At 57.7% G+C, this 23300-nt stretch carries 19 protein-coding genes; 14 read left to right on the top strand and 5 right to left on the bottom strand.

Going from position 1 to position 23300, the window contains the following annotated elements; genetic code table 11:
• Window positions 1-3 precede the first annotated feature (3 nt).
• From B9A24_RS02810 to B9A24_RS02820, 3 genes are all read left to right on the top strand, one after another.
• A complete protein-coding gene (locus tag B9A24_RS02810; RefSeq protein ID WP_159451925.1) occupies window positions 4-693 on the top strand; it encodes a carotenoid biosynthesis protein in 690 nt (229 codons plus the stop codon).
• A gap of 74 nt (window positions 694-767) precedes the next feature.
• Window positions 768-1379 (top strand): TetR/AcrR family transcriptional regulator, encoded by a 612-nt coding sequence (locus B9A24_RS02815; protein WP_084443652.1) that lies wholly within the window; start codon window positions 768-770, stop codon window positions 1377-1379.
• A 91-nt stretch (window positions 1380-1470) separates the two neighbouring features.
• Window positions 1471-2046, top strand: coding sequence for an arylesterase (locus B9A24_RS02820; RefSeq protein WP_084443653.1), 576 nt, complete (start codon window positions 1471-1473; stop codon window positions 2044-2046).
• 135 nt (window positions 2047-2181) lie between these two features.
• On the opposite strand, the gene glgP is transcribed toward B9A24_RS02820, so the two are convergent.
• Together glgP and B9A24_RS02830 are read right to left on the bottom strand one after the other, a co-directional pair.
• A complete protein-coding gene (glgP, locus tag B9A24_RS02825) occupies window positions 2182-3831 on the bottom strand; it encodes an alpha-glucan family phosphorylase (protein WP_084443731.1) in 1650 nt (549 codons plus the stop codon).
• A 203-nt stretch (window positions 3832-4034) separates the two neighbouring features.
• Entirely contained in the window at window positions 4035-4661 is a 627-nt protein-coding gene (locus tag B9A24_RS02830; RefSeq protein WP_084443654.1) for a ferritin-like domain-containing protein, read from the bottom strand.
• Between the two features lie 45 nt (window positions 4662-4706).
• On the opposite strand from B9A24_RS02830, the gene B9A24_RS02835 reads away from it, so the two are divergent.
• The 5 genes from B9A24_RS02835 (at window position 4707) to B9A24_RS02855 (ending at window position 9988) form a co-directional block, all read left to right on the top strand.
• Window positions 4707-6611 carry a glycoside hydrolase family 13 protein gene (locus tag B9A24_RS02835; RefSeq protein WP_084443655.1) on the top strand — a complete coding sequence of 635 codons (1905 nt, stop codon included), beginning with the start codon at window positions 4707-4709 and terminating at the stop codon, window positions 6609-6611.
• Window positions 6612-6661: 50 nt separating this feature from the next.
• On the top strand, window positions 6662-7042 hold the full coding sequence (locus tag B9A24_RS02840) for a GxxExxY protein (RefSeq protein ID WP_084443732.1): 381 nt from the start codon (window positions 6662-6664) through the stop codon (window positions 7040-7042).
• 61 nt (window positions 7043-7103) lie between these two features.
• The gene (locus B9A24_RS02845) at window positions 7104-7811 is read left to right on the top strand and encodes an SDR family oxidoreductase (protein WP_084443656.1); all 708 of its coding nucleotides are present in this window, start codon (window positions 7104-7106) and stop codon (window positions 7809-7811) included.
• 122 nt (window positions 7812-7933) lie between these two features.
• The gene (locus B9A24_RS02850) at window positions 7934-9772 is read left to right on the top strand and encodes an alpha-amylase family glycosyl hydrolase (protein WP_084443733.1); all 1839 of its coding nucleotides are present in this window, start codon (window positions 7934-7936) and stop codon (window positions 9770-9772) included.
• A gap of 27 nt (window positions 9773-9799) precedes the next feature.
• Window positions 9800-9988, top strand: a complete 189-nt coding sequence (locus tag B9A24_RS02855) for a hypothetical protein (protein ID WP_084443657.1) — start codon at window positions 9800-9802, stop codon at window positions 9986-9988.
• 191 nt (window positions 9989-10179) lie between these two features.
• Here the strand turns inward: B9A24_RS02855 and B9A24_RS02860 are convergent, their stop codons facing one another.
• Window positions 10180-10782, bottom strand: coding sequence for a hypothetical protein (locus tag B9A24_RS02860; protein ID WP_143434726.1), 603 nt, complete (start codon window positions 10780-10782; stop codon window positions 10180-10182).
• A 338-nt stretch (window positions 10783-11120) separates the two neighbouring features.
• Between B9A24_RS02860 and B9A24_RS02865 the strand changes: the two genes are divergently transcribed.
• On the top strand, window positions 11121-12542 hold the full coding sequence (locus B9A24_RS02865; protein ID WP_234996931.1) for an MFS transporter: 1422 nt from the start codon (window positions 11121-11123) through the stop codon (window positions 12540-12542).
• A gap of 86 nt (window positions 12543-12628) precedes the next feature.
• On the opposite strand, the gene B9A24_RS02870 is transcribed toward B9A24_RS02865, so the two are convergent.
• A complete protein-coding gene (locus B9A24_RS02870; RefSeq protein WP_143434727.1) occupies window positions 12629-13054 on the bottom strand; it encodes a hypothetical protein in 426 nt (141 codons plus the stop codon).
• 321 nt (window positions 13055-13375) lie between these two features.
• Here B9A24_RS02870 and B9A24_RS02875 point away from each other — a divergent pair, with 321 nt between their 5' ends.
• The 5 genes from B9A24_RS02875 to B9A24_RS02895 all read left to right on the top strand — a co-directional run bounded on the left by B9A24_RS02875 (window position 13376) and on the right by B9A24_RS02895 (window position 21887).
• Window positions 13376-16408, top strand: a complete 3033-nt coding sequence (locus B9A24_RS02875) for a M16 family metallopeptidase (protein ID WP_084443735.1) — start codon at window positions 13376-13378, stop codon at window positions 16406-16408.
• A gap of 198 nt (window positions 16409-16606) precedes the next feature.
• The gene (locus B9A24_RS02880) at window positions 16607-17137 is read left to right on the top strand and encodes an RNA polymerase sigma-70 factor (RefSeq protein WP_159451926.1); all 531 of its coding nucleotides are present in this window, start codon (window positions 16607-16609) and stop codon (window positions 17135-17137) included.
• 181 nt (window positions 17138-17318) lie between these two features.
• Complete coding sequence (locus tag B9A24_RS02885) at window positions 17319-18323, top strand: FecR family protein (RefSeq protein ID WP_084443661.1); 1005 nt, start codon at window positions 17319-17321, stop codon at window positions 18321-18323.
• Between the two features lie 29 nt (window positions 18324-18352).
• Window positions 18353-21019: a TonB-dependent receptor gene (locus tag B9A24_RS02890; RefSeq protein WP_084443662.1), complete on the top strand. Its 2667-nt coding sequence runs from the start codon at window positions 18353-18355 to the stop codon at window positions 21017-21019.
• 52 nt (window positions 21020-21071) lie between these two features.
• Window positions 21072-21887: a DUF4249 domain-containing protein gene (locus B9A24_RS02895; RefSeq protein WP_159451927.1), complete on the top strand. Its 816-nt coding sequence runs from the start codon at window positions 21072-21074 to the stop codon at window positions 21885-21887.
• 78 nt (window positions 21888-21965) lie between these two features.
• Here B9A24_RS02895 and B9A24_RS02900 read toward each other — a convergent pair whose 3' ends face one another.
• Window positions 21966-23225 carry a protoporphyrinogen/coproporphyrinogen oxidase gene (locus tag B9A24_RS02900; protein WP_143434728.1) on the bottom strand — a complete coding sequence of 420 codons (1260 nt, stop codon included), beginning with the start codon at window positions 23223-23225 and terminating at the stop codon, window positions 21966-21968.
• Between the last annotated feature and the right edge of the window lie 75 nt (window positions 23226-23300).

A 23300-nucleotide genomic window follows, 5' to 3' on the forward strand; every position in this document is an offset into this window, starting at 1 on the left:
TCCGTGTCTTTTTCCGAATCTACGCAAAGCTTGCCCATCGCGCCGCCTACGGGCACCGACCCAGGGCAACACCGGTTGCGCCTGGCGCAGGGCATTCTGCTCCTGTTTCACGTCACGGGTTTCCTGGGCCTGGCGCTTTCCCAGGACCCCAGCTTTTTCCTGCAATTCACCCCGCTCAATCTGCTGCTGACGGCCGCGCTGCTGCTGGCTTTTCACCCCGACCACAGCCCCACGTTTATCTGGTTTAGTCTGGTGGTGATGGTAGTCGGCTTTTTCGTGGAGGTAGTGGGCATCAACACAGGCTACCTGTTTGGGCAGTACAGCTACGGCGATACGCTGGGCATAAAGGTGCTGGGCGTGCCGCTGCTGATTGGGGTAAACTGGTGGATACTAACCTATTCTACGGGCGTATTGGCCAGGTACCTGCCGCTGCCCAGTATCGGGCGGGCGGTGGTGGCGGCCCTGCTCATGGTGGGCCTCGATGCCTGCATTGAGCCCGTAGCCGGCAGCCTCGACTTCTGGCAGTGGCAATACGATTTGATTCCGCTCCTTAATTTTAAGGGCTGGTTCGTGATTTCATTCATTTTGCAGGTATATTTCAACCGAACGCAGTTCACGAAGCGTAATGCCCTGGTACCTTTCGTGTACCTATTACAGCTGCTATTCTTCTTCGGTTTAGGGTTGGTGAAATAGAGATTAAGAGGTTAAAAATCATCTTGTTGACTAGGAAAAGAAGGTGACGTACACGCTTTTCCTGTAGCTATAGTATGTTACAGACTTTTAAGAGCAACCTGCTGAAAGAGGCCCAGCTCGTATTTGCCCGCTTCGGCGTTAATCGCTTATCCGAGAGTGAGCTGATGGAGGCGCTGCATGTGGCACCGGCTACTTTCTATGGCCTGTTTCGCGACAAGGACGACCTGGTTGTGCAGGCCATGGCCTACGATCTGGAGCGGCAAAAACAGGAGCATCAAGAGCTGTTCGCCAACTTCTCGACGCCCGTTGAGCGCCTGTTGGCAGTGTACGCGCACGGGTACAATGAGATGAGTAAGGTGACGGGCAATGCTATCCTGGAGATTCAGCACCTGCATCCGAAAGCCTGGAATTTGATGCAGGACCATTTGAAAAACTATGGCTTTCTGATGCTCCGCGACCTCATACAGGAAGGCGTACTTCAGCAGCAGCTACGCCATGATATTGATATTGAGCTGGTAACCAAAATCTTAATGGAAATGCTAAATATGGTTTTAAACCACGAGCTTTTCCCTCCCGACCAATACACCCGCGCAGAAGTAATGCGTAGCGCGCACTTCTACTACATTCGGGGCCTGTGCACCGATTCGGGGCTGCGCCTGGTGTCTTCGCACTTTGCCAAGCTTTAAAAAAGCCCCCCAGCCATCGGGGAGTAGTGGGCGTCTGGCAAATAGTAAGGCTCACGCAAACAGGAGCTTCTTAGCGAGTCCACCCATTCGTATGCATAACATTATTTTCTTCGGTAATAGCCTTACCGCGGGTTACCAGCTACGCGCCAACGAGGCCTTCCCAGCCCTCATTCAGCAGCGCCTCGACTCGCTGAAGCTGCCCTACAAAGCCCTCAACTATGGCGTGAGCGGCGAAACGACGGCCGGTGGTCGTCAGCGCGTGGCCAGCGTATTGGCGCGCCAGCCCGTCGATGTGTTTGTGCTGGAGCTAGGTGCCAATGATGGACTGCGCGGCATTCCCGTCCGCGAAACCACTCAGAACCTGCAGGAAATCATTGACTTAGTGAAGCTAAAGCACCCGCAGGCCAGAATTGTGCTAGTGGGCCTGGAGTTTCCGTTCGATCTGAGCGCTTTTGGCAACCACCAATATGGCCGCTACGCTGCCGATTTTAAGGCTTCCTTCCGCACGCTGGCCGACAAAAACAACGTTGCCTTCGTGCCTTTTCTGCTGCAAAACGTGCTCGGCGTACGTGCCCTGAACCTGCCGGATGGCGTGCACCCGAACGCGGAGGGACAGAAGATTCTGGCCAGCAATGTGTGGGCTGTACTCCAGGCGGTTCTGGTCTGAACTGCGGCTCGAAGAATTAAAAAGAACGTCATGCTCAGCATGACCGCCTTGTGGAGGCAAGCACGTTTTTAAAATCCAAAAAAAGCCCCCCAGAAATGCTCCGGGGGGCTTTTTTACGCCTTGATTGTTGGCCTATTACGCCTTATACATCAGCTTGTAGTACTCGGTAGCCATGCGGTGCGACTCAAACTCGGGCTCTACCTCGCGCATTCCGGTTTTTATCACCTTCAGGAATTTGTCGGGCTGTCCGTAGTACAGGGGCACTACCTCGTTCTCCAGCACGGTTAGCAGGCTGTCGGCCTCGAAGTCATCCTTCTCGTGTTCGGGACGGTTCAGGTCGGCCAAAGGAATGAGGAAACCGTTTTCGCCGTGGCGCACGAACTCGGGTATCCAGCCGTCGGCGATGCTGAGGCTGGCGCTGGCGTTCATGGCGGCGGTCATGCCGCTGGTGCCGGAGGCCTCGCGGGGGAAGCGCGGCGTATTGAGCCAGATATCGGAGCCTTTTTTCATGGCCGCCGACAGGGCCAGCTCGTAGCCGGTAAGCACGGCGCAGGTTTTCAGATGGCGAGTCTGACGGATAATGTCGTTGAACAGGTTGATGGCCCCGTAGTCTTTCGGATACGGCTTGCCGGCCCAAATGACCTGCACTGGCCGGTCGGTGCTAGATACCAAGGCCTCGAAGCGCTCAAAGTGCCGCAGAATCAGGTCGGCACGCTTGTAGCCGGCGAAGCGCCGGGCCCACACCACGGTCAGCACGTCGGGGTTCAAGAGGGTGCCGGTCTGGTCGGCTACTATATCAAATAATTGCTTTTTCAGCACCCGCTTGCGGGCTTTCAGAGCCGTATCATCCTTTGCTTTGAGCGCCGCGTGCAGCTCCGGGTCGCGCCAGTAGGTGCCATTTTGCGCGTTGGTGATGGGGATAATCGGACAGATGCCTGCATTTGCCCCCCACATCTGATTGGCCACGATGCCATGTACTTTCGATACCGCGTTGGCTTTGCGGGCGAAGCGCAGGGCCGTGAGGGTATAGTTCAGGCGCTCGTGCTCTACGCCAGCCACTTGAGTAATTTCGGCGGCGGGCACGTTGCCAAAGAAGCTCATTTTGGCGAGCAGCTTCATGTCGTGCTCCTCGTTGCCGGCCAGCTCGGGCGTGTGGGTGGTAAATACCAGGCGCTTCTGCACTTCCTCCAGCTTGCGGCCGTGCTTGTCGTAGAGGTAAAAAGCCAGGGGCAGGCCGTGGCCTTCGTTGAGATGATAGGTATCCACCTTGACACCCAGCTCATCCAGCAATTTGCCGCCACCCACACCCAGCAGGATCGACTGGGCCACGCGGGCGGCGGTGTCGGCGTCGTAGAGGTGGTGCGAAATGGTGCGCGAAATGAAGTCGTTCTCCGGGATGTCGGTGGTCAGGAAGAACATCGGGGCGGTGCCGAAGGTATCGGGGGCCAGATACATGGCCTTTACGTTCACCTCGACATCGTGAATGACGATGGGAAATATGAGGCCCGTGTCTTCCAGAAACGAGTAATGCTTCTGGCTAAAGTCGGCGCGCATGGTCTGGTCTTCGTTGCGGCCCTGGTCGTAGTAGCCAAACGACCACAGAATGCCGATACCAATCAGGTTTTGCTTGAGCTCATAGGCCGAGCGCATATGCGAGCCGGCCAGAAAACCCAGGCCGCCCGAGTAGGTTTTGAGGGCTTGGTCCAGGGCAAATTCCATGGAGAAATACGCGGCTTGGGGGGCAAATTGGCGGGCAGGTTTGTACGGTTTGAATTCGAATGCCATAAGGGAAAAGTCGAAATGAAAAATGAAGGACGGGCCAAGTTCGGCTGTTGCGGCGGCCAAGGTCAGCATTTTGCGCAAAAAAAGCGGGAGCCGAACGTTTTGTTCAGCTCCCACTGATTAGGAAATGGGGAGAGAAAAGATCAAACCAGAAGAACTTGTCATGCAGCGCAGCGCGAAGCATAACTGCCTGCCTGGAGAACCGCTTACGTGCTGTGCTCTAGCTTCTTGAGCTTCTTGTAGGTTTTCTCCGAGATGTGGAACTGCCGCTCCACGGCGGGGCGGATAGAAGCGGGCAGGTGGTGGTCGTCGAGGGCGTCCTGGTAGGCTTTCAGGGCCCACTCCTCGCCGTAGACGTTCGAGCTGAGAATGGCTTTCTCGTCGGTGGCGGTGAGCAGGGCTTTGGCGTCCGTCCAGCCCCGGTAGAGCTTGCCTTTGAGCGTGGTGCCGGTTTCGGGGTCTTCGCCCTGCTTGCGCAGGTAGGCGTTTAGCTCGTTGGCAAACTGCTGGCTCTGGCTCACCAGCTGCTTGTAGTAACCCTGCATCTCGTGGTCTTTGCTTTCCTCGACGGCCTTCTTGTAGCCTTCGATGCGGTCATTGACGAAGAGCAGCAGCTCTTGCAGCGAGGCGGTGCCGTCGTTGTTTTCGGTAGCCATAGCATTGAGTAGTAAGGGGAAAGAATCGGAAAGAGGCGGACGGGTCAGCCCTGTGTAGCAAACGGCGGCGCGCGGAAAGGGTTGGCAGTGCATGCGCCCCGGCGCCTCTTCTCCGACTCCCAAGCCCGGCCCGCCGCCCACCCGGTGGCCGTGGGGGGCTTTTTTGGATGTGCTCACCCGTCGCTACCTTGCCCACTGATTCAACTCCTACGCTGCTTTCCTATGAAATCTGTTCGCTTTCTCGCCTTGCTTGTCGGAGTATTTCTTAGTGCTCACGCCGTCGGGGCCGTCGGAGCTACCGCTGTCCCCGAGGTAGCGGCTACCACTGCCTCGAAGAAAAAAGCTGGCCCCATTACCCGCATCGACCCCACATTTTGGTGGGTGGGCATGAAGAATCCGAAGCTGCAATTATTGGTGTATGGTCCCGGTATTGGTGCCAGCAAGGTCAGCTTGAAGTACGATGGAGTAACCCTGAACGGCGTGCAAAAGCTGGAGAATCCGAACTATTTGCTCGTTAATCTGACCATCAGCCCCAATACCAGGCCGGGCAAGCTGCCGCTGGAGTTTCAGGGCGAGCGAAAGATAAAGTACGACTACGAGCTGCGCGCCCGCAGCAATAAGGTTGGCCGCGTCCAGGGCATCACCAGCGCCGACTTCGTGTACCTGCTCATGCCCGACCGCTTCGCCAACGGCGACCCGAAGAATGACGTGGTGAAAGGCACTCTCGTGAACCGCGTGGCCCGCGACTCCATGTACGCCCGCCACGGCGGCGACTTGCTGGGCATCGAAAACCACTTCGATTACCTCAAAGAGCTGGGTGTCACGGCTATCTGGCCCACGCCCATCGTCGAGAATGACATGCCTAAAGCCAGCTACCACGGCTACGCCCTCACCGATTATTATGCCGTGGATCCGCGCTACGGCACCAATGAAGACTATGTAAACTTTGTGCGCAACGCCCACCGCAACGGCCTGAAGGTGATTCACGACGTAGTGCTCAACCACATGGGCAGCAAAAACTACCTGTTTCTGGATCAGCCGGCAAAAGACTGGTTTCATCAGTGGCCCACCTTCACGCGCAGCAACTACCGCGACGCGGCCTTCAATGACCCCTACGTATCCCAGGCCGACCGAAAGCAGTTTGGCGAAGGCTGGTTTGATACCACCATGCCCGACGTGAATCAGAGCAACCCGCTGGTAGCCAACTACCTGATTCAGAATTTTCTGTGGTGGGTAGAGTACACCGGCCTCGACGGCTACCGCATCGATACCTACCCGTACTCCGACCGCAGGTTTCTGATGGACTGGGGCGCGGCCATTCAGGAGCAGTACCCGCGGCTGGGCATGTACGGCGAGGCCTGGGTGCAGGGCAACGGGCAGCAGGCCTACTTTGCCCGCAATATTTTGCCCCCCGTCGATGGGTTCAAGTCCAACCTGCCCGGCGTGACCGACTTTCAGTCGCAGTACGCCATTACGGAAGCCATGACCAAAGATGCTGGCTGGACAGATGGTATCGCCAAGCTCTACTACGCCCTGCAAGGCGACTGGATGTATGAAAATGCCCTGCGCAACGTGGTTTTTCTGGATAACCACGACATGAGCCGCTTCTTTTCCGTCATTGGCGAAGATGTGCCCAAGCTCAAGATGGCCCTGAGCTGGCTCCTTACTACGCGTGGCATCCCGCAGCTTTACTACGGCACGGAGATATTGATGAAAAACTTCTCCAACCCCGATGGGCTGGTGCGCGCCGACTTTCCGGGGGGCTTTCCGGGGGATATTCAGAATAAATTCGTGGCTACCGGGCGATCAACTGCTGAGCAGGAGGTGTTTGCATTAGTAAGCAAGCTGGCGACTTACCGGAAAGCGCACCCGGCTTTGCACAGCGGCCGGCTCATGCAGTTCGTCCCGCAGGAGGGCGTGTACACCTACTTCCGCTACTCGGATGCGGGCACGGTGATGGTGCTCATGAACTCCAATAAAGACGCGAAAACCGTGGATGGGGGGCGTTTTGCCGAGCGCCTCAATGGGTTTTCGTCGGGGGTGGAGGTGGTGTCCGGGGCGGTGGTTCTCGATTTGAAGACCTTGCGGATTCCGGGGCGCACGGCCTGGGTGGTGGAGTTGAAGTAGTTCTTGCTTTGGGTTCCCGCAGAGGAGCGCAGAGGCTCGCTGAGGTTTTTATGCACGAGAATAATATTTCATTTTTAGTTAGGAAGGCTGCTTTTGCGGTCCATACTACCTTGGGTCCGGGATTGTTGGAGTCGGTGTATGAAACGGCTTTGACATACGAAGTAAGTCAGGCTGGATTAGGGGTACGCACTCAGGTGGCGTTGCCTATGCTATACAAAGAGGTGCGAATGGATGTCGGATTCCGACTTGATCTGTTGGTGGAAAACAAAGTAATTGTCGAAATTAAGTCGGTGGATGCACTACTGGATGTGCACCACAAGCAGCTATTGACGTACCTGGAGTTGTCCGGGTGCAAACTGGGCCTGCTTATTAATTTCAACGTGGCCCACGTAAAGGAAGGAATCGTGCGCAAAGTAAACGGTCTGGAATAGCCCCTGCGAACCTCTGCGAAGCCTCTGCGTTCCTCTGCGGGAACCCAACACCCGAACAAAAATGACCGACCTAACCGACAAAGTTGCCATCGTCACCGGGGCCAGCCGGGGCATTGGCCGGGCCATTGCCTTGCTGCTGGCCATGCAGGGGGCAAAAGTGGTGTGTGTGGCCCGCACCACCGACGATCTGCTCGACGTAGCCCACAAAATCAACGGCCTGGCCGTCCCTGCTGATATATCCGACGAAGACGACGCCCAAAACGTCGTGCAAGTAGCCCTGCGCCACTATGGCCGCCTCGACATCATCATCTGCAACGCGGGCGTGGGCAGCTTCAACCTGCTCGAGAACATGGCCGCCGACGAGTGGGACCGTATTTTTGCCGTGAACGTGAAAGGTACCTTTCTGCTGTGCAAAGCCGCCGCGCCCCACTTTAAGCTGCAAGGCTACGGCCACATCATCGGCATTGCCTCCGATGTGAGCAAGCGCACCTTCGCTACCGGCGCGGCCTATGGGGCCAGCAAATACGCCCAGGATGCCGTGCTCAGCGCCCTGCGCAAAGAGATGCGGCCCCACGGCGTCAAGGTCAGCACTATTTACCCCGGCCTGGTCGATACCTACTTCAACGACTCCCGTCCCGGCAGCCCCGAGGCCGAAAAAACCCACCTCCGGCCACTCGACATTGCGCAGGCCGTCCGCTACGTGCTGGAGGCCCCGCCTCATGTGGTAGTCGATGAGCTAATGTTGCATCCGCTTAGCCAGGAATGGTGAAGTGGTGAGGTGGTGAGGTGGTGAGTTTGTCGTTCAACCGGCGCTACTTGTGCAAGTTGCACATCAAACTCACCTTTCACCATTTCACCTTTCGCTACTTCACAAAATATTACCTTGCTCCTATGCATAAACTCATACCTATCGCAGCTTGCGCGCTGGCTTTGGTCGCGTTCCGGCTTTCTCCTTCGTCATCTCCTGTTTCCGTGACCGATTCTACTACGCTTCCCGACCCGAATACTACCGACGAAACGCCGAAGGATAACAAACTCGTTATCTATCAGCTGCTGCCGCGCCTGTTTGGCAACAAAAAGGCCGTGAACAAAACCCACGGCACCAGCGCTGAAAACGGCACTGGGAAGTTCAACGACATCACCGCGCCCGCCCTTCAGGCCCTGCGCCGGATGGGCGTGTCGCATGTGTGGTACACCGGCATCATCGAGCACGCCACCATGGCGGACTTCACCAAATATGGCATTCCGCTCGACGACGCCGACGTGGTGAAAGGGCGCGCCGGCTCGCCCTACGCCATCAAGGACTACTACGACGTGGACCCCGACCTGGCCGTGGACGTGCAGAACCGGATGCGGGAGTTTGAAGCCCTCGTAAAGCGCACCCACGACAACCAGCTCAAGCTCATTATCGACTTCATTCCCAACCACGTAGCGCGCACCTATACCTCGGATGCCAAGCCGGCCGGCGTGGTGGATCTGGGGCAGAAAGACGACAAGACCAAGGCATTTGCCCCCCAGAACAACTTCTACTACCTGCCCGGCAAAACCCTGGTCGTGCCGAAGGCCAACAACCCACTGGGGGCGGCGCTAGGGCCGAAAGAGGACAAGAAGTTCAACGAGACGCCGGCCAAAGCCACCGGCAACGACGTGTTTTCGGCCGAGCCGAAGATTGATGACTGGTTTGAAACCATCAAGCTCAATTACGGCGTCGACTACCAGCAGGGGCGCAAGAGCCATTTCGAGCCCGTGCCCGACACCTGGAAAAAGATGCGCGACATCCTGATTTTCTGGGCTAAAAAAGACGTGGACGGTTTCCGCTGCGACGTGGCCGAGATGGTGCCCGTTGAATTCTGGGCCTGGGTAATTCCGGAGGTGAAAAAGGTGAAGCCCAGCCTCGTGTTTATTGCCGAAGCCTACGACCCCAAGGTGTACAAGCGCTATATCGAGCAGGGCAAATTTGATTTCCTCTACGATAAAGTCGGCCTCTACGACGGCCTGCGCCGCCTCATGCGCGGCGAAGGCAACACGGAGGACATTACCAAAGTCTGGAAGGAGGAAAGCCGCGGCATCAGCTCCCACATGCTGCGCTTCCTGGAAAACCACGACGAGCAGCGCATTGCCTCCCCGGAGTTTGCCACCGACCCGCGCACCGCTATTCCGGCCCTCACGGTGTCGGCCACGCTGGCCTCCGGTCCCGTGATGGTGTACATGGGCCAGGAAGTAGGGGAGCCAGCCAAAGGGGTGGCCGGCTTCAACACCGGCGATGGCCGCACCACCATTTTCGACTATTGGGGCGTGCCCGAGCATCAGAAATGGATGAACGGCGGCAAGTTCGACGGTGGCCGGCTCAGCGCCGAGCAGCGCCAGCTTCGCGGCTTCTACTCCCGTCTGCTCAACCTCGCCGCCAGCTCCGACGCCATCCGCCGGGGCCGGTTCTACGAGTTGCAAGATGCCAACAACCTCAGCCAGAGCTACGACCAGAAGCACGTATACAGCTACCTGCGCTACACCGACAAGCAGAAATTGCTGGTCGTGGTCAATTTCAGCCGCGACCAGACCCTGAAGCCCACCATCGCCATTCCCAAAGAAGCGCAGGTGGCCATGGGCCTCGATCCGCAGCAACAGTCCACCTATACCGATCTGCTCAACCAGGCTCCGGCGACCGATAATTTAAGTCTAAACCTGGCTCCGCTTAGCGCCTACGTGTTTGAGATTAGTCCGAAGAAGTAGATTTCACTCTTCATTTTTGCCCCCCCAATGACGCCCGACGGAGGCCTAGACCAGCTTGAGGCCTTGCTCTCCGACGCTTTAACTGTTCTGAACCGCCACACGGCTCAACTCAAGCAGCACACGGTTATCCTGAACCAGCATATCACGCTGCTGAACCAGCTTGTCACGGCCATGGGCCAGCAAAGTGGCACTATTGGCTTCTTGCTGCGGGAGTGAGTAGAAGTGAAGACTGAGCTAGCCGGAGTACAAACGCAGGTGGCCGGAAGGCAAACCCAATTGACAGAAGTACAGATTCAGCAAACCGGCATGGACGGTAAATTGGATGTGATTCTGGAGAAGCTCAGTAAATGAGCTGCTAACCGGAGCTGGGCTGCTATACGGCGTAGCTCCGGCAGCGCGTATGGGCACTACAGCTGGTAAGAAAGCGTGGGGGTGAGCGTGAGCATTTCAAAGGTAGATACAGAGGCCAGGTAGTAGCCTCGTATTTTAAGGCCTAACCGCAGTCGGGTATCGATGGGCCGCGAATATTCCAGCCCCGCTACTATGCCGGCTTCCTCGGCGTAGTTGTTGCCACGGTTGCTTTCGCTCACTGTTACGAATGGCATATTGCCAGCGATAAGTGGATATACATAAGCCGTTTGCGAAGCTGTGGTCATATACACAAGTCCAGCGTGCGCTTTGAAATCGGAATTCAGGGCGCGCTCATACAGGACCTGGAAAGCGTTGTTGATGTAGCGCAACCGGAAATCAATCTGGGTGGTAGTAGTTGAGGAGTTTTGATAGCGCAGGTGTTTTTCATCCATATTCACACTGCGGGTGTAGCCTAAAGCCACCGCCCCTTTCTGCCCCACGCGGTACGACACTTCGCCGCCCCCAACGGCACCCTGCAGGTTCACGCGCTGTAGTTCACTGGGCGTATCGCGAAAGGAGGCTGCCTGAAAATTGGCCCCCACTCCATACTGTATTTGTAAAGTAAAGCGGGTATCATGTGTGGGGGCTTGCTGTGCCAAAGCACCTGGAGCAACGCCAACCCATAAGAGGGCACCAAAGGCCCTGAGATAACAAGTAGAGAAAAGCACGGGCATATAAGATAAGTAGTAGCACAGACAGAAAGCTAAATGTAGACAGAACAGGTGAAGCCCTATCTACTTGGCGTCTGAACCAGCTACTCCCTGTACTTACCGGACCTGAAATGGGGGAATAAGTTCGAGGAAATTGTTCCGATACAATCGGCTCTAATCTTCCCTTTCCCCGGCAGCGCCTGCACTTCAGGCGCGGTTGGCCGCGTTTTTACGTGATTTTTTGTACCTTTTTCGCCCTTATCCCTATCCCACCAAAAATCCCCCCAATGGCAACCAGCGTCGCAGCCGCCCCGGCCAGCAGCACCCGCGAGAAACCCCGCCTGAGCTTCTGGCAAATCTGGAATATGAGCTTCGGCTTTCTGGGTATTCAGTTCGGGTTTGCGTTGCAGAACGCCAACGTGAGCCGCATCTTCGAAACGATGGGGGCCGACGCCGACAATATTGCCTTTCTGTGGCTGGCCGCGCCCGTCACGGGCCTGCTGGTGCAGCCCGTCATCGGCTACTTATCCGACCGCACCTGGAGCCCGCGCTGGGGACGGCGGCGGCCGTTTTTTCTGGTGGGGGCCATTCTGGCTTCGCTGGCGCTGCTGGTAATGCCCAACGTGACGGCCCTGTGGATGGCTGCTGGCATGCTCTGGATCATGGATTCGAGCATCAACATCAGCATGGAGCCCTTCCGCGCGTTGGTCGGCGACCTGCTGCCTTCGGAGCAGCGCACGGCGGGTTTCGCGGCCCAAACCTTCTTTATCGGCGTGGGCGCGGTGGTGGCTTCGTCGCTGCCGTGGATGTTCACTAACTGGTTTGGCGTAGCTAATACAGCCCCGGCGGGTCAGATTCCACTATCGGTGAAGTACGCCTTTTATATCGGCGGCGCGGCGTTTTTTCTGGCCGTACTCTGGACGGTGCTGCGCACCCGCGAGTATCCGCCGGAGAACATGGCGGAGTTTGAGGAGGAGAAGCAGCGCAACGCGGGCTTTATGAATGGGGTGCGCGAGTCGTTCGCGGGTATTTTTGCCATGCCCAAAACCATGCGCCAGCTGGCCCTGGTGCAGTTTTTCTCGTGGCTGGCCTTGTTCTCGATGTGGATTTATACCACGCCCGCCGTTACCAGCCACATCTACGGCACCACCGACGCCACCTCCAAGCTCTACAACGAGGGTGCCGACTGGGTGGGCATCTGCTTTGCCGTCTACAATGGCGTGTCGGCCATTGCCGCGCTGCTGCTGCCCTTCATTGCCCGCGCTACCAGCCGCCGCTTCACGCATATGCTGTGTCTGGTGGCCGGTGGCCTGGGGCTGATTTCCATCTATTTTATTGATAATCCCACGATGTTGCTCTTCTCGATGGTGGGCGTCGGTATTGCCTGGGCCAGCATTCTGTCGGTGCCTTACGCCATGCTGGCCGGGGCGCTGCCGGCCAACAAAATGGGCTACTACATGGGCGTATTCAACTTCTTTATCGTGATTCCGCAGGTAGTAGCCGGCCTGATTCTGGGTTTCTTTACCAAGACTGTCTTTGAGGGTGAATCGGTGTACACCCTCGTGCTGGGGGGCATTTCCATGATTATCTCCGGCCTGCTCACCCTGCGCGTGGATGACGCCGACGACATCCGCCTGCCCGCCACTGAGCCCGTCGCACTCGATACTCCGGCCTACGACGCTCCTGTGCAAACTGATTCGCGGCTGTAAGTCAAAAGAAACTGCTACAAAAAGCCCCCCAACCGCCTGAGTAGGCTGCTGGGGGGCTTTTTTAGTTTAAATCAGATCCGATTGGGTCAGTCCTTGCCGGTGCGCAGCCACTGCTGGGCCGGCTGCTCTTCGGTGAAGGCACGCACTACGGCGCTCTGCCGCAGGGCCGCCGGATACGTGGGCTCCAGCGAGGTCAGGCGCGCCCGGATAGTATCGGCGTGGTAGGGGGCCACCAGGTAAGCGATGCGGCGCGGCACGGCGGGGGGCAGCGCGGCGGCCAGCTCCACCCGAAAATCCGTCAGAATCCAGGCGAAATCCTCGAGCGAGGCCAGGCCCCGGCTGCGCAGATCGACCAGCCAGCGGCCCGTGCTCACCGTGCGCGCCAGCTCCAGCGCTGCGCCGTAGCCCTGCCGGTGCTCCTGCGACGATACGGGCCGGCCCCAGCGCATAAAAAGTACCTGTAAATCGGGGCGATAAGAGAGTTGTAAGAAATCCAGATAAGGCGGGAGCATAGTGCTAAAATATCTTGCGAAGATACTAGAGCGCCGCTGACTTCGGATGTCTGAATCCGGAAAGAAGGCCGGAAAAATTATGGCCATTCGGGGCTACGTTCTGTGACTGCCCGGCTGGACCTAAGGCGGGCTTTTGGGGCAGTGAAGCCGGGCCAGAAGGCGCACATTGCCAAAAAAGCCCCCAAGGCGCGCTGCTCTATCCGAATATGCTGAAAAACAGGTAATCTTGGACAGGAATACGTGCGTCCTGACCGGGCCGTGCGGTGTCTTTGCTCGTCTCCGTCTTTCTTTATCCTTTACACGCAGGAATACATGCCCTTTATGATTCGAAAACAACTCTGGCTGCTGGGCCTGGGCCTGACGCTGGCCCTGAACCCGGCCGCAGCCCAGCAAACGCCCGCCCCCAAGAAAACGGCCAAGCCCGCCACCGCGCCCGGCGGCACCAAGCTGGTGGAAAAAGTAACCCGCAAAGGCTCGGAGCTGGTGATTCCCTACGAGAAATACGTGCTGCCCAACGGCCTCACGCTGCTCGTACACGAAGACCACAGCGACCCGCTGGTACACGTCGATGTGACCTACCACGTAGGCTCGGCGCGGGAGGAAATCGGCAAGTCGGGCTTCGCGCACTTCTTCGAGCACATGATGTTTCAGGGCTCCGACCACGTAGCCGACGAGCAGCACTTCAAAACCGTAACGGCGGCGGGCGGCACCCTGAATGGCTCTACCAACCGCGACCGGACTAACTACTACGAAACCGTGCCCAGCAATCAGCTCGAAACGGCCCTGTGGCTGGAAGCTGACCGCATGGGTTTTCTGCTCGATGCCGTCACGCAGCCCAAGTTCGAGGTGCAGCGCTCCACGGTGAAAAACGAGCGCGGCCAAAACTACGACAACCGCCCCTACGGCCTGGCCGGCGAGAACGTCTCCAAAAACCTCTACCCCTATGGACACCCGTATTCCTGGATGACCATCGGCTACCTGGAAGACCTGGACCGCTCTGATGCGAATGATCTGAAAAACTTCTTCCTGCGCTGGTACAGTCCCAATAACGCCACCGTCACCGTGGGCGGCGATGTGAAGCCGGCCGAGGTAGTGAAGATGGTGGAGAAGTACTTCGGCCCCATTGGCCGGGGCCCGGCCGTGCAGAACATGAAGCTGCCCGCGCCCAAACTCACCCAGGACCGCTACGTGAGCTACCAAGACAACGTGCGCTTTCCGATGCTGCAAATGGTGTTCCCCAGCGTGCCGCAGTATCACCCCGACGAAATAGCCCTCGATGCGCTGGCCGAGATTATGGGCCAGGGCAAGAACTCGCTGCTGTATAAGAACCTGGTAAAGAACCAGAAGGCCGTGCAGGCGTCGGCTAATAACCGCAGCGCGGAGCTGGCCGGCGAGTTCAACATTACGGCCCTGAGCTTCCCTGGCAAAGGCCTCGACAGCATCGAAGTCATTGTGCGCCAGACCCTGGCCGAGTTTGAGAAAACCGGCGTGAGCGACGAGCAGGTGCGGCGCTTCAAGGCCAGCACCGAGGCCCAGATGGTGAACAGCCTAGCCAGCGTGAGCGGCAAGGTGTCGCAGCTGGCCGCTTACCAGACCTACACCGGCAACCCCAACCGCCTGACCGAGGAGCTCAAGCGCCTGCGCGCCCTCACTAAAGCCGACGTGGTGCGCGTGTACACTCAGTACGTGAAGGGCAAAAAGGCCGTCGTGCTGAGTGTGGTGCCCAAAACGGCCCCCACGCTGCTGGCCAAAGCCGACAATTACACCATCTCGAAGGACGGCTACCAGGCCCAGGCCGACGAGTACCAAGGGCTGACCTACGCGAAGGCAACTGACACTTTCGACCGGAGCAAGCAGCCCAAGAGAGGAGCCAACCCCGTGGTGCAGGTGCCCACCTTGTGGCAAGATCAGTTTAAGAACGGCCTGCGCGTAATGGGCACGCGTAACACTGAGATTCCTTCCGTGACCATGCTCCTGACCATTCGCGGCGGCCACCGCCTCGAGCAGGCCGACCCAACGAAGGCCGGTATTGCCTCGCTGACGGCGGCAATGCTGAATGAGGGCTCGCAGAAATACTCGGGCGAGGAGTTTAGCGCAGCGCTTAACACCCTAGGCAGCACGGTGCAGGTAATTCCCGGCGACGACAACACGACGGTGTATGTGCAGTCGTTAACCAAAAACCTGGACCAGACCATGGCTCTATTGGAAGAGCGCCTGATGCGTCCGCGCTTCGATGCAGCCGACTTTGCCCGCATTAAAAAGCAGACGATAGAAAATATTGCCAATCAGAACACCCAACCGGTGACCATTGCCAACAAGACCTACAGCCGCTTGCTCTATGGTACCGACGACATCATGAGCATACCCAGCAGTGGTACCCAGAACTCGGTGCAAAACATCACCCTGGACGATGTAAAGCAGTTTTATGCCAAGAACTACGCGCCCAACGTATCTTATATGGTGGCCGTGGGCGACGTAGAGCAGAAGACCCTGGTACCGAAGCTGGGCTTCCTGGAAAACTGGAGTCGCAAGGAGGTAGCTATTCCGGCTGCTAAGCCCGCCTCCAAGCCCGACAAAACCAAAGTCTACTTCGTAAACAAGGACGACGCGGCCCAATCGGAAATCCGCATTGGCTACCTGGCCATGCCCTACGACGCCACTGGCGATTATTACCGCTCATATCTGGCCAACTACATTCTGGGGGGCGCTTTCAACTCGCGCATCAACCTGAACCTGCGCGAGGACAAGGGCTACACTTACGGTGCCCGCTCGGGCTACTCCGGCACCCGGTACGTAGGTCCGTTTACGGCTAGCGCCGGCGTGCGCGCCGACGCCACGGCGGCCTCGGTGAAGGAGTTTGTGAAGGAAATAGAAGACTACCGCAAAAACGGCATCAGCGACGAGGAGCTGGAGTTCCTGAAGTCATCGGTGGGCCAGCAGGACGCCCGGCTCTACGAAACGGGGCAGCAAAAAGCCGCTTTCCTCAGCCGCCTGCTCGAGTACGACCTGACGCCCGACTACCTCAAGAAGCAGACGGATATTCTTCAAAACCTCAAAAAGGAAGAGGTGAAAGCCATTGCTGCAAAATACCTGCCCCTCGAGAGCATGGTGATGGTAGTAACCGGCGACCGAAAGCAGCTGCCCGAACTGCAAAAGCTAGGCTACGAGGTAATAGAGCTTGACCTCGACGGCAACCCTGCAAAAGCCGATATGTCGGCCTCGTACAACGTAGTAGCCCCCGCCGCTGCCGAAGCCGATGCTACTCCCGCCACCGACAAGAAATCGAAGCGGAAGATGAAGTCGGACAACGGCAAAAAGATGAAGATCAAGGAGAAAACAGAAAAGACGAAGTAGCGCTTGAGCTTCGCTTATTAGGCAAAAGCCCGGTTCCAGATGGAGCCGGGCTTTTTTGTAGTCAGAGAAATAGGTGTTCTTTGCAAGCCTTGCCTCATAGCCTGTATATGGTGGGCGTTGCACTGTCTTACAGAGTAATTCTATAGTAGGATAAGCTCCTGCGTCTATTCAGATGAACTAAGCTATTTATTCCCTACAGTGCCTGAGAATCTGGAAGAGCTTACGCGTTTTGAAGAGCTGTTTCGGCGCAATTACCCGCGTCTTTGCCAGCGCGTTCAGCGCATCACGCGCGACCTGGCCGTGGCGGAAGACATTGTACAGGAGGTATTCGTCAGCTACTGGCACAGCGAACAGCGGCCGACTATCGAGAACCCAGAGGCGTGGCTCTATAAAGCTGTTATCAATAAAGCACTCAACGCCGCCAGCGTGCAGCAGCGCCGCAACGTGCTAACAATACACTACGGAGCACAACAACCTTTAACGACCAGCTCCGCCGACCAAGCCCTGCAATTGGAGGAGCTGCAGCAGCAACTAGAGCAGACCCTGACCACGCTGCCGCCCATGTGCCGGAAAGTGTTTTTGCTGAGTCGTTACGAGGAAATGAGTCACCAGGAAATTGCCGATTTCTTGGGTATTTCGCCCAACACCGTGGATAATCACATCAAGAAAGCTCTGGCTATTCTTCGGCAGGCGTTGCTGAATTGGCTGCTTTTGTTCCTGGTTAGTTGATTAAGTGAGGGCAGAAATTCTGACTGGGGGGCTTTTTATAAGAATATATTAAATTTTTTGTGGAGCGAGTAGCGGTGCGGCGACTTTCACTGGTCTTAGGAGCAGAAACCACCTGAAATGTCTACCTCTGCGCAGTAGGGAAGGGGGTGTGGTTTCATCAACCCTTTACCATCTACTCTCTTTGGATACCTATTACTGGGACCTAGCAGCCCGTCAGTTCGCCAGTAAAGCTACGGAGGCCGAGCAGCGCGAGCTGCAACAGTGGCGCGCTGCGCAGCCGGCCAACGAGACCCAATACCAGCAGCAGAAACAGCTTTGGGAGAAAACTGCGCCGCCTATCAGCGGGGTGGTAAACATTGATGCCGCTTGGCAGCAGGTAAGCGCTAAGCTCCAACTACAGCTCGCTACTGAGCCCCTACCGGTTGCGAAGGTGATACCGCTGTACTCGTATGCGATGCGGATTGCGGCTTCGGTGCTGGTGCTGCTGGGTCTGGGCTGGTTTACATATACTTACTTTTTCTCCGGCCCCGCTATGCAGGTGGTGAAATCCGGGAAGAAACGGCTGGAGGTCCTTTTGCCGGATAGTAGCCGGGTGTGGCTCAATGAAGGCAGTACGCTCACTTATGCGGCTACGTTTAGCGCGGCAGAGCGCTTGGTGCAGCTAGAGGGCGAGGGTTTTTTTAAAGTTCGTCGCAATCCGCGGCAGCCATTTATTGTCAAAACCGGCCTGGCCACGACCAAGGTACTGGGCACTTCCTTCAATCTGCGGGCTTACAAGGCCGACAGGGCGGTGGAGCTGACGGTAGCCACGGGCAAGGTTGCCTTCACCAGTGAGCGGGGCGCAGAAGCTATTGTGACTCCGGGCTACGGGGTGGTGCTGGAAAAGCAGAATAATCGGCTTACCAAGGGGCGCGTGGCCGATGAAAATGCCTGGGCCTGGCAGTCGGGGCGGCTACGGTTCGCGGGGCAGCCGCTAAGTGAGGTGTTGCCGGCGCTGGAGCACTATTATGGCGTTTCGCTCCGGCTTTCGGATAAAAATCTGGCTAACTGTCGCTTTACGGGCACCTTCGACCACGCTCCGCTAGACGAGGTGCTGCAAGTATTGGAGGCTACCCTCCAAGTGCGCTATACCAAGCCGGCCGCGCAGGTCTATCAGCTTCAGGGGCCTGGCTGTCTAAACCGCTAATTAAGCTATAACAGGGTTTTTATTCCTTTATGAGAAGACATCTACTGTGTGGTGTCATTGGCTGGATAGCCGTGATATTCTCGGCTCTTGGTCAAACATCGCCACTGAACCAGCGAGTAACAGTGAAGGTTACGGATAGCTCAATCCAACAAGTGCTAACCGACCTGACCACCACCTACCAGCTACGCTTTTCCTATGCCCCTGATCGGCTGCCCCTGCAACAGAAAGTGACCCTGCGGGCCGAACAGCAGCCCTTGCATCAGGTGCTGGACCAGCTATTTCAGGGCTCCGGCATCCGTTACCGGCTTATTGGCCCTCAGATAGTGCTGCAATTTGCCCCCCAGCCCGGCCCAGACAAGAGCAGGAAGACAATAATTATTAGCGGACATGTGACCGATAAAACCTCCGGCGAGGCCCTGATTGGGGCCAGCGTCGCGCCCGCTGGGGAGTTGGCGGCTGGCGTTGGTGCCAACACCTACGGGTTCTACTCGCTGCGCCTGCCGGCCGGGCCGGTGCAGCTGCAGGTGCGCTACCTGGGCTATGCCCCGCTGGATGTGCCGCTGGCTGCTATTCGGCGCGATACGGTGATTGCCTTATCGCTCCAACCCCTGACCCAGGAGCTGGCCGAAGTACAAGTAATAGGCACACAGGTTACTGACCTGGAGCAAGCTGACCGGCTGTCGTTGCGGGGTGCGGAGCTAAAGCAGCTGCCCCGCCTGATGGGGGAAGCGGATGCCGTGAAAGCCTTACAGTTATTGCCTGGCGTACAGGCCGGGCGCGAAGGCTCCTCCGATCTGAGTGTGCGCGGCGGCGGGCCGGAGCAAAACCTGGTGCTGCTCGATGGGGTGCCGGTTTATAATGTGTCGCATTTGCTGGGGACGTTTTCAGTCTTTAATCCGGATGCGGTGAAAAGCGTGGACCTGATTAAGGGAAGCTTCCCGGCGCAGTATGGCGGCCGGCTATCCTCAGTGGTAGATGTGCGGCTGAAGGAAGGCAACAACCAGCAGTTTGGGGGCGAAGGAGCCATTGGTCTGATTTCGTCTAAGCTGCTGCTGGAAGGTCCTATCAAGAATGAGAAAACTTCCTTCCTGCTGGCCGCCCGGCGCACTTACCTTGATCTGCTAACCGCTACGGCCGCTGCCCTCAGTGGGGAGAGTATCAGCAACTATCATTTCTATGACCTGAACGCGAAGGTGAATCACACGTTTTCGCCCAAAGACAAGCTCTACCTGAGTGTGTACGGCGGCCAGGATAAATTTTCGGATAAGCAGGAATTTGGGACTGCGGATCAGGTCGAAAAGCAGCAGTTTGCCATGCGCTGGGGCAACGTGACGGGGGCTTTGCGCTGGAATCACACCTTTGGCCCCCGGCTGTTCACCAACGTTACGCTCGTTCACAGCCAGTACAGCTTCAGTCAACGGACAGATTTTGCCCAGCAAGTAAACGAGCTGCAACTCAACCGCTCCTCCAGGTATACGTCCAGCATCGTCGACTGGGGGGCAAAAGTGGACGCCGATTACTATCTGAACGCCCGGCATCGCGTGCGTTTTGGCGGCAACTATACTTTGCACGTATTCAGCCCCGAAGCCTTTGTGCTCAAGGCAGACACGCTCACTTTTACGTCTAATGCCTTCTCCCGCATTCAGGCCCAGGAAGTGTATGCCTACGCCGAAGACCGGGTGCAGTTAAGTGAGCGGGTGCAGGCTAGTATCGGCCTGCATGCCTCGGGCTTTGCGGTAAATGGCACCTTCTACTCCTCCCTGCAGCCGCGCCTGGCGGTGGGCTACACGGCCGCGAGCGGCATTAGCGTGCGCGCCTCCTACGTGACGATGGCGCAATACCTGCACCTGCTCAGCAATGTCTCGACCGGCAACCCCACGGATATTTGGGTGCCGGCCACCGATAAAGTTAAGCCCCAGCGCTCCTGGCAGACCTCGCTGGGCGCGGCCATGAGCTTAAGCAAACACTGGGAGCTAACCTCCGATGCCTATTACAAGCAGATGCGCGACGTAACCGAATTCAAAGACGGCGCCGATTTTATATCTGATTTTTTCAGAAATGGCCCCCAGACCAACTTCGCTAATCTGATTTCGGCGCCCTACGAAGATCGACTCGTGAGCGGCAAGGGCTGGAGCTACGGCTCGGAGTGGCTGCTGCGCAAGCGCCAAGGCAAAACTACGGGCTGGCTGGGCTACACGCTGGCCTGGTCGTGGCGGCAGTTGCCGGGTATCAACTTCGATCGGAAATACCCTTACAGCTACGACAGCCGCCACAGCGTGTCGCTCGTGGCCAACCACCAGCTTACCAAGCGCCTGACGCTGGGGGGCAATTTTGTGTACCGCACGGGCTTTGCTACGACGCTGCCCACTACTTCCTACCAAGCGTATAACGAGCCGATTTATGATCCGCGTAGTTTTTCGCCCTCCGTGCAATCCGTGGACTATATCGGGGAGCGCAACAATTACCGTCTGGGCGCCTACCACCGCCTCGACCTAAGCCTGACGCACACCAAGGAAAAACGGTGGGGCGCACGCACCTGGAACGTGTCGGTTTATAACGCCTACAATCGTAAGAATCCTTACTACGTGCGCCTGAGCAACTCATTTGCCGGCTTCGGTGTCACCTCGCCCCGGCGGCTGTATCAGGTGTCGCTGTTCCCCATTTTGCCCTCTTTCAGCTATGGATTTACCTTCTAAGAAAGCACGAATGAGCCCATTGACTAACTTACAATACTGGCTGCCAGTGCTAATGATTCTACTAGCGGGTTGCGAAACCGTGGTTGAGCTGAACTTGCCGGAGCCCGAACCAACGCTGGTAATCAATAGTGTGTTGAACCCGGACAGCCTGTTTGCGGTGGACGTAAGCGCCAACCAGACTATCTTTTCCAACCAAGCCTACAAACCAGTTGAGAACGCTGCCGTGCAAGTGTACCGGGCCGGACAATACGTGGAAGAGTTGCAAGAAGTAAGCAAGGGCCGCCACCGTGGTACCCGCCGCCCGCAGGAGCTTCAGCCGTACGAAGTCCGGGTGAGCGCCCCCGGCTACCCTAGCGCCCGCGCCACCACTGAGCTGCCAGCAGTGCCCGTACTGAGTGAGGTGAGTGCCACGAAAGTACCCTCGTCCAGCCCCGGTTTCTTCATTGTGGAAGCCTCTCTGGTACTAACCGACGTTGCAGCCCAGGAAGATTTCTACTACGTGCAGGCTTACACGCCTGACGTGGACCGGTCGAATAACAACAAGCCCTACAACCGGTACGTGAGCCTAACCTTGCTGTCGCCCTTCGAGGCGGAGTTCAGCATGGAGGTTCGCTCCTTTTTTAGTGATAGGCTTTTCAACGGGCAGGCGCTAAAGCTGCGATTTCGCCTGGAAAACAGCGCCGAAAAGACGACTTACGTGCGCGTGGCACGCGTCTCGAAGGCCTACTACGAGTACGTTAGAGCCTTGGAAAAGCAATCGTATGGAGATAATATCTTGATTAGTTCGGCCCCCGTAGCCAACAACATTCAAAACGGTTTGGGCCTGCTCGGCAGCTATACTGCCAGCACGCTAGCAATCAAGCCGTAACTCTTGCAGGGGCCACCGCAGAGAATCTGAATCAGGGAAAGCCCTGACAAATACACTAGCTCGTAGCCTGCTCTGAAGCTAGCTTGCCAGCAGCATCTCCGCCACCTCGCGCCCGGTGGCCAGCGCCGCGTTCTGCGACGGATACGCCGCGTAATCGCCGCAGCGGTACAGATTCCCGGCTACCCGCAGCGCCTGCCGGTGCGCCTGCCCGGCCGGGTACACCGGTAGCGCGTACGGAATAGGATAAGTTCGCAAATGCTGCCACTGCGCCGCCTCGGGCCCAAACCAGGCCGTAAGCTCCTGGCGCAGGCGGGCGGTAAGCGTAGCCTCATCCAAGCCATACTCGTCATGAGTGCTCACCGACACGAGCGTGCGGCCCTGGGGGGCATATTCGGGGGCTATGTCGCTGGGAAAGCTCACGTTGTGGGCCAGGCAATCGGGAGCCGCATTCAGCCGCAGCAGGCCGTCGCCGCGGCCGGGGGAACGGTCAGCGGCGAAGTAGGTGCAGGTGGTGCGACGCCAGACTAATGGAGGGCTAGCAGGTGCGCTGGGGGGCAAAAGTCGGGCGGCAGATTCTCCATCGGTGGCTACCACTACGGCGCTGGCCGCTAGCGTTTCGCCGCTGCTGAGGCGCACAAAATTGCCCCCCACGGCCTCTGCCAGCGTGTACAGGCGCACGCTGCCGGCGGGCAGGCGGGCAGCCAGCTGCTCGGGTATCTGCTGGATGCCACGGGCCGGGACCACGGCTTCGCCTATGACGAATTGTTGAAACACGAATTCGAAGAAATTGCTTGCCGTGCTCAGAGAACGGTCCAGAAAGACGCCCCCGAAAAACGGCCGGAAAAAGGAGTCGATGATCTGCTCGCTCCAGCCGTAGCGGCGCAGGAAGGTGAGCGTGTCGGTAGCCGGGCGCGCCAGCAGCTGCTCGCTGGTCTGGGCGCGGACCGCCAGCGCCAGCCGCAGAATCCGCAGCTTGTCAGTAAGGGAGCCGATGGGTGCGGTCAGGGCCGTAAAAGCGGCCAGTGGAGCCTGCAAGGGGTTTTGGAGGGTTGTTTCGCGTCCATCAGCCAAGCGAATAACGGCCCCGGAGCTGAACGCTTTCAGGTCGGCCGCGCCGTAGTCGAGCAGGCGCTCTACTTCGGGGTAGCGGGTGAGCAGCACCTGAAAACCCCGGTCGAGGCGGAAGCCGTCGGGCGTGAGGTCGGTGCGAAGGCGGCCGCCCACGGCGTCGGCGGCATCCAGCACCAGCACGGGCCGGCCGGCGCGATGCAGGTAAGTGGCGCAGGCCAGGCCGGCCAGGCCAGCCCCGACGATAATGGTAGGCGCGGTAGTAGTCATAAGTAAGTAAAATGAAGCGCTGGGGGCAAATCTGCCTATAAACTATGCCGCGCGCGAAAAGTCCCGGTCACTTGC

This window comes from Hymenobacter roseosalivarius DSM 11622, assembly GCF_900176135.1.
In the GTDB taxonomy this organism is placed as follows: Bacteria; Bacteroidota; Bacteroidia; order Cytophagales; family Hymenobacteraceae; genus Hymenobacter; species Hymenobacter roseosalivarius.

Bases quoted from the DNA above. Each gene is read 5' to 3' on its own strand.
- B9A24_RS02875 (WP_084443735.1), top strand. From the start codon at position 13,376: ATGATTCGAAAACAACTCTGGCTGCTGGGCCTGGGCCTGACGCTGGCC.
- B9A24_RS02890 (WP_084443662.1), top strand. From the start codon at position 18,353: ATGAGAAGACATCTACTGTGTGGTGTCATTGGCTGGATAGCCGTGATA.
- B9A24_RS02865 (WP_234996931.1), top strand. From the start codon at position 11,121: ATGGCAACCAGCGTCGCAGCCGCCCCGGCCAGCAGCACCCGCGAGAAA.
- B9A24_RS02850 (WP_084443733.1), top strand. From the start codon at position 7,934: ATGCATAAACTCATACCTATCGCAGCTTGCGCGCTGGCTTTGGTCGCG.
- B9A24_RS02855 (WP_084443657.1), top strand. From the start codon at position 9,800: ATGACGCCCGACGGAGGCCTAGACCAGCTTGAGGCCTTGCTCTCCGAC.
- B9A24_RS02840 (WP_084443732.1), top strand. From the start codon at position 6,662: ATGCACGAGAATAATATTTCATTTTTAGTTAGGAAGGCTGCTTTTGCG.
- B9A24_RS02870 (WP_143434727.1), bottom strand. From the start codon at position 13,054: ATGCTCCCGCCTTATCTGGATTTCTTACAACTCTCTTATCGCCCCGAT.
- B9A24_RS02900 (WP_143434728.1), bottom strand. From the start codon at position 23,225: ATGACTACTACCGCGCCTACCATTATCGTCGGGGCTGGCCTGGCCGGC.
- glgP (WP_084443731.1), bottom strand. From the start codon at position 3,831: ATGGCATTCGAATTCAAACCGTACAAACCTGCCCGCCAATTTGCCCCC.
- B9A24_RS02820 (WP_084443653.1), top strand. From the start codon at position 1,471: ATGCATAACATTATTTTCTTCGGTAATAGCCTTACCGCGGGTTACCAG.
- B9A24_RS02895 (WP_159451927.1), top strand. From the start codon at position 21,072: ATGATTCTACTAGCGGGTTGCGAAACCGTGGTTGAGCTGAACTTGCCG.
- B9A24_RS02815 (WP_084443652.1), top strand. From the start codon at position 768: ATGTTACAGACTTTTAAGAGCAACCTGCTGAAAGAGGCCCAGCTCGTA.
- B9A24_RS02835 (WP_084443655.1), top strand. From the start codon at position 4,707: ATGAAATCTGTTCGCTTTCTCGCCTTGCTTGTCGGAGTATTTCTTAGT.
- B9A24_RS02845 (WP_084443656.1), top strand. From the start codon at position 7,104: ATGACCGACCTAACCGACAAAGTTGCCATCGTCACCGGGGCCAGCCGG.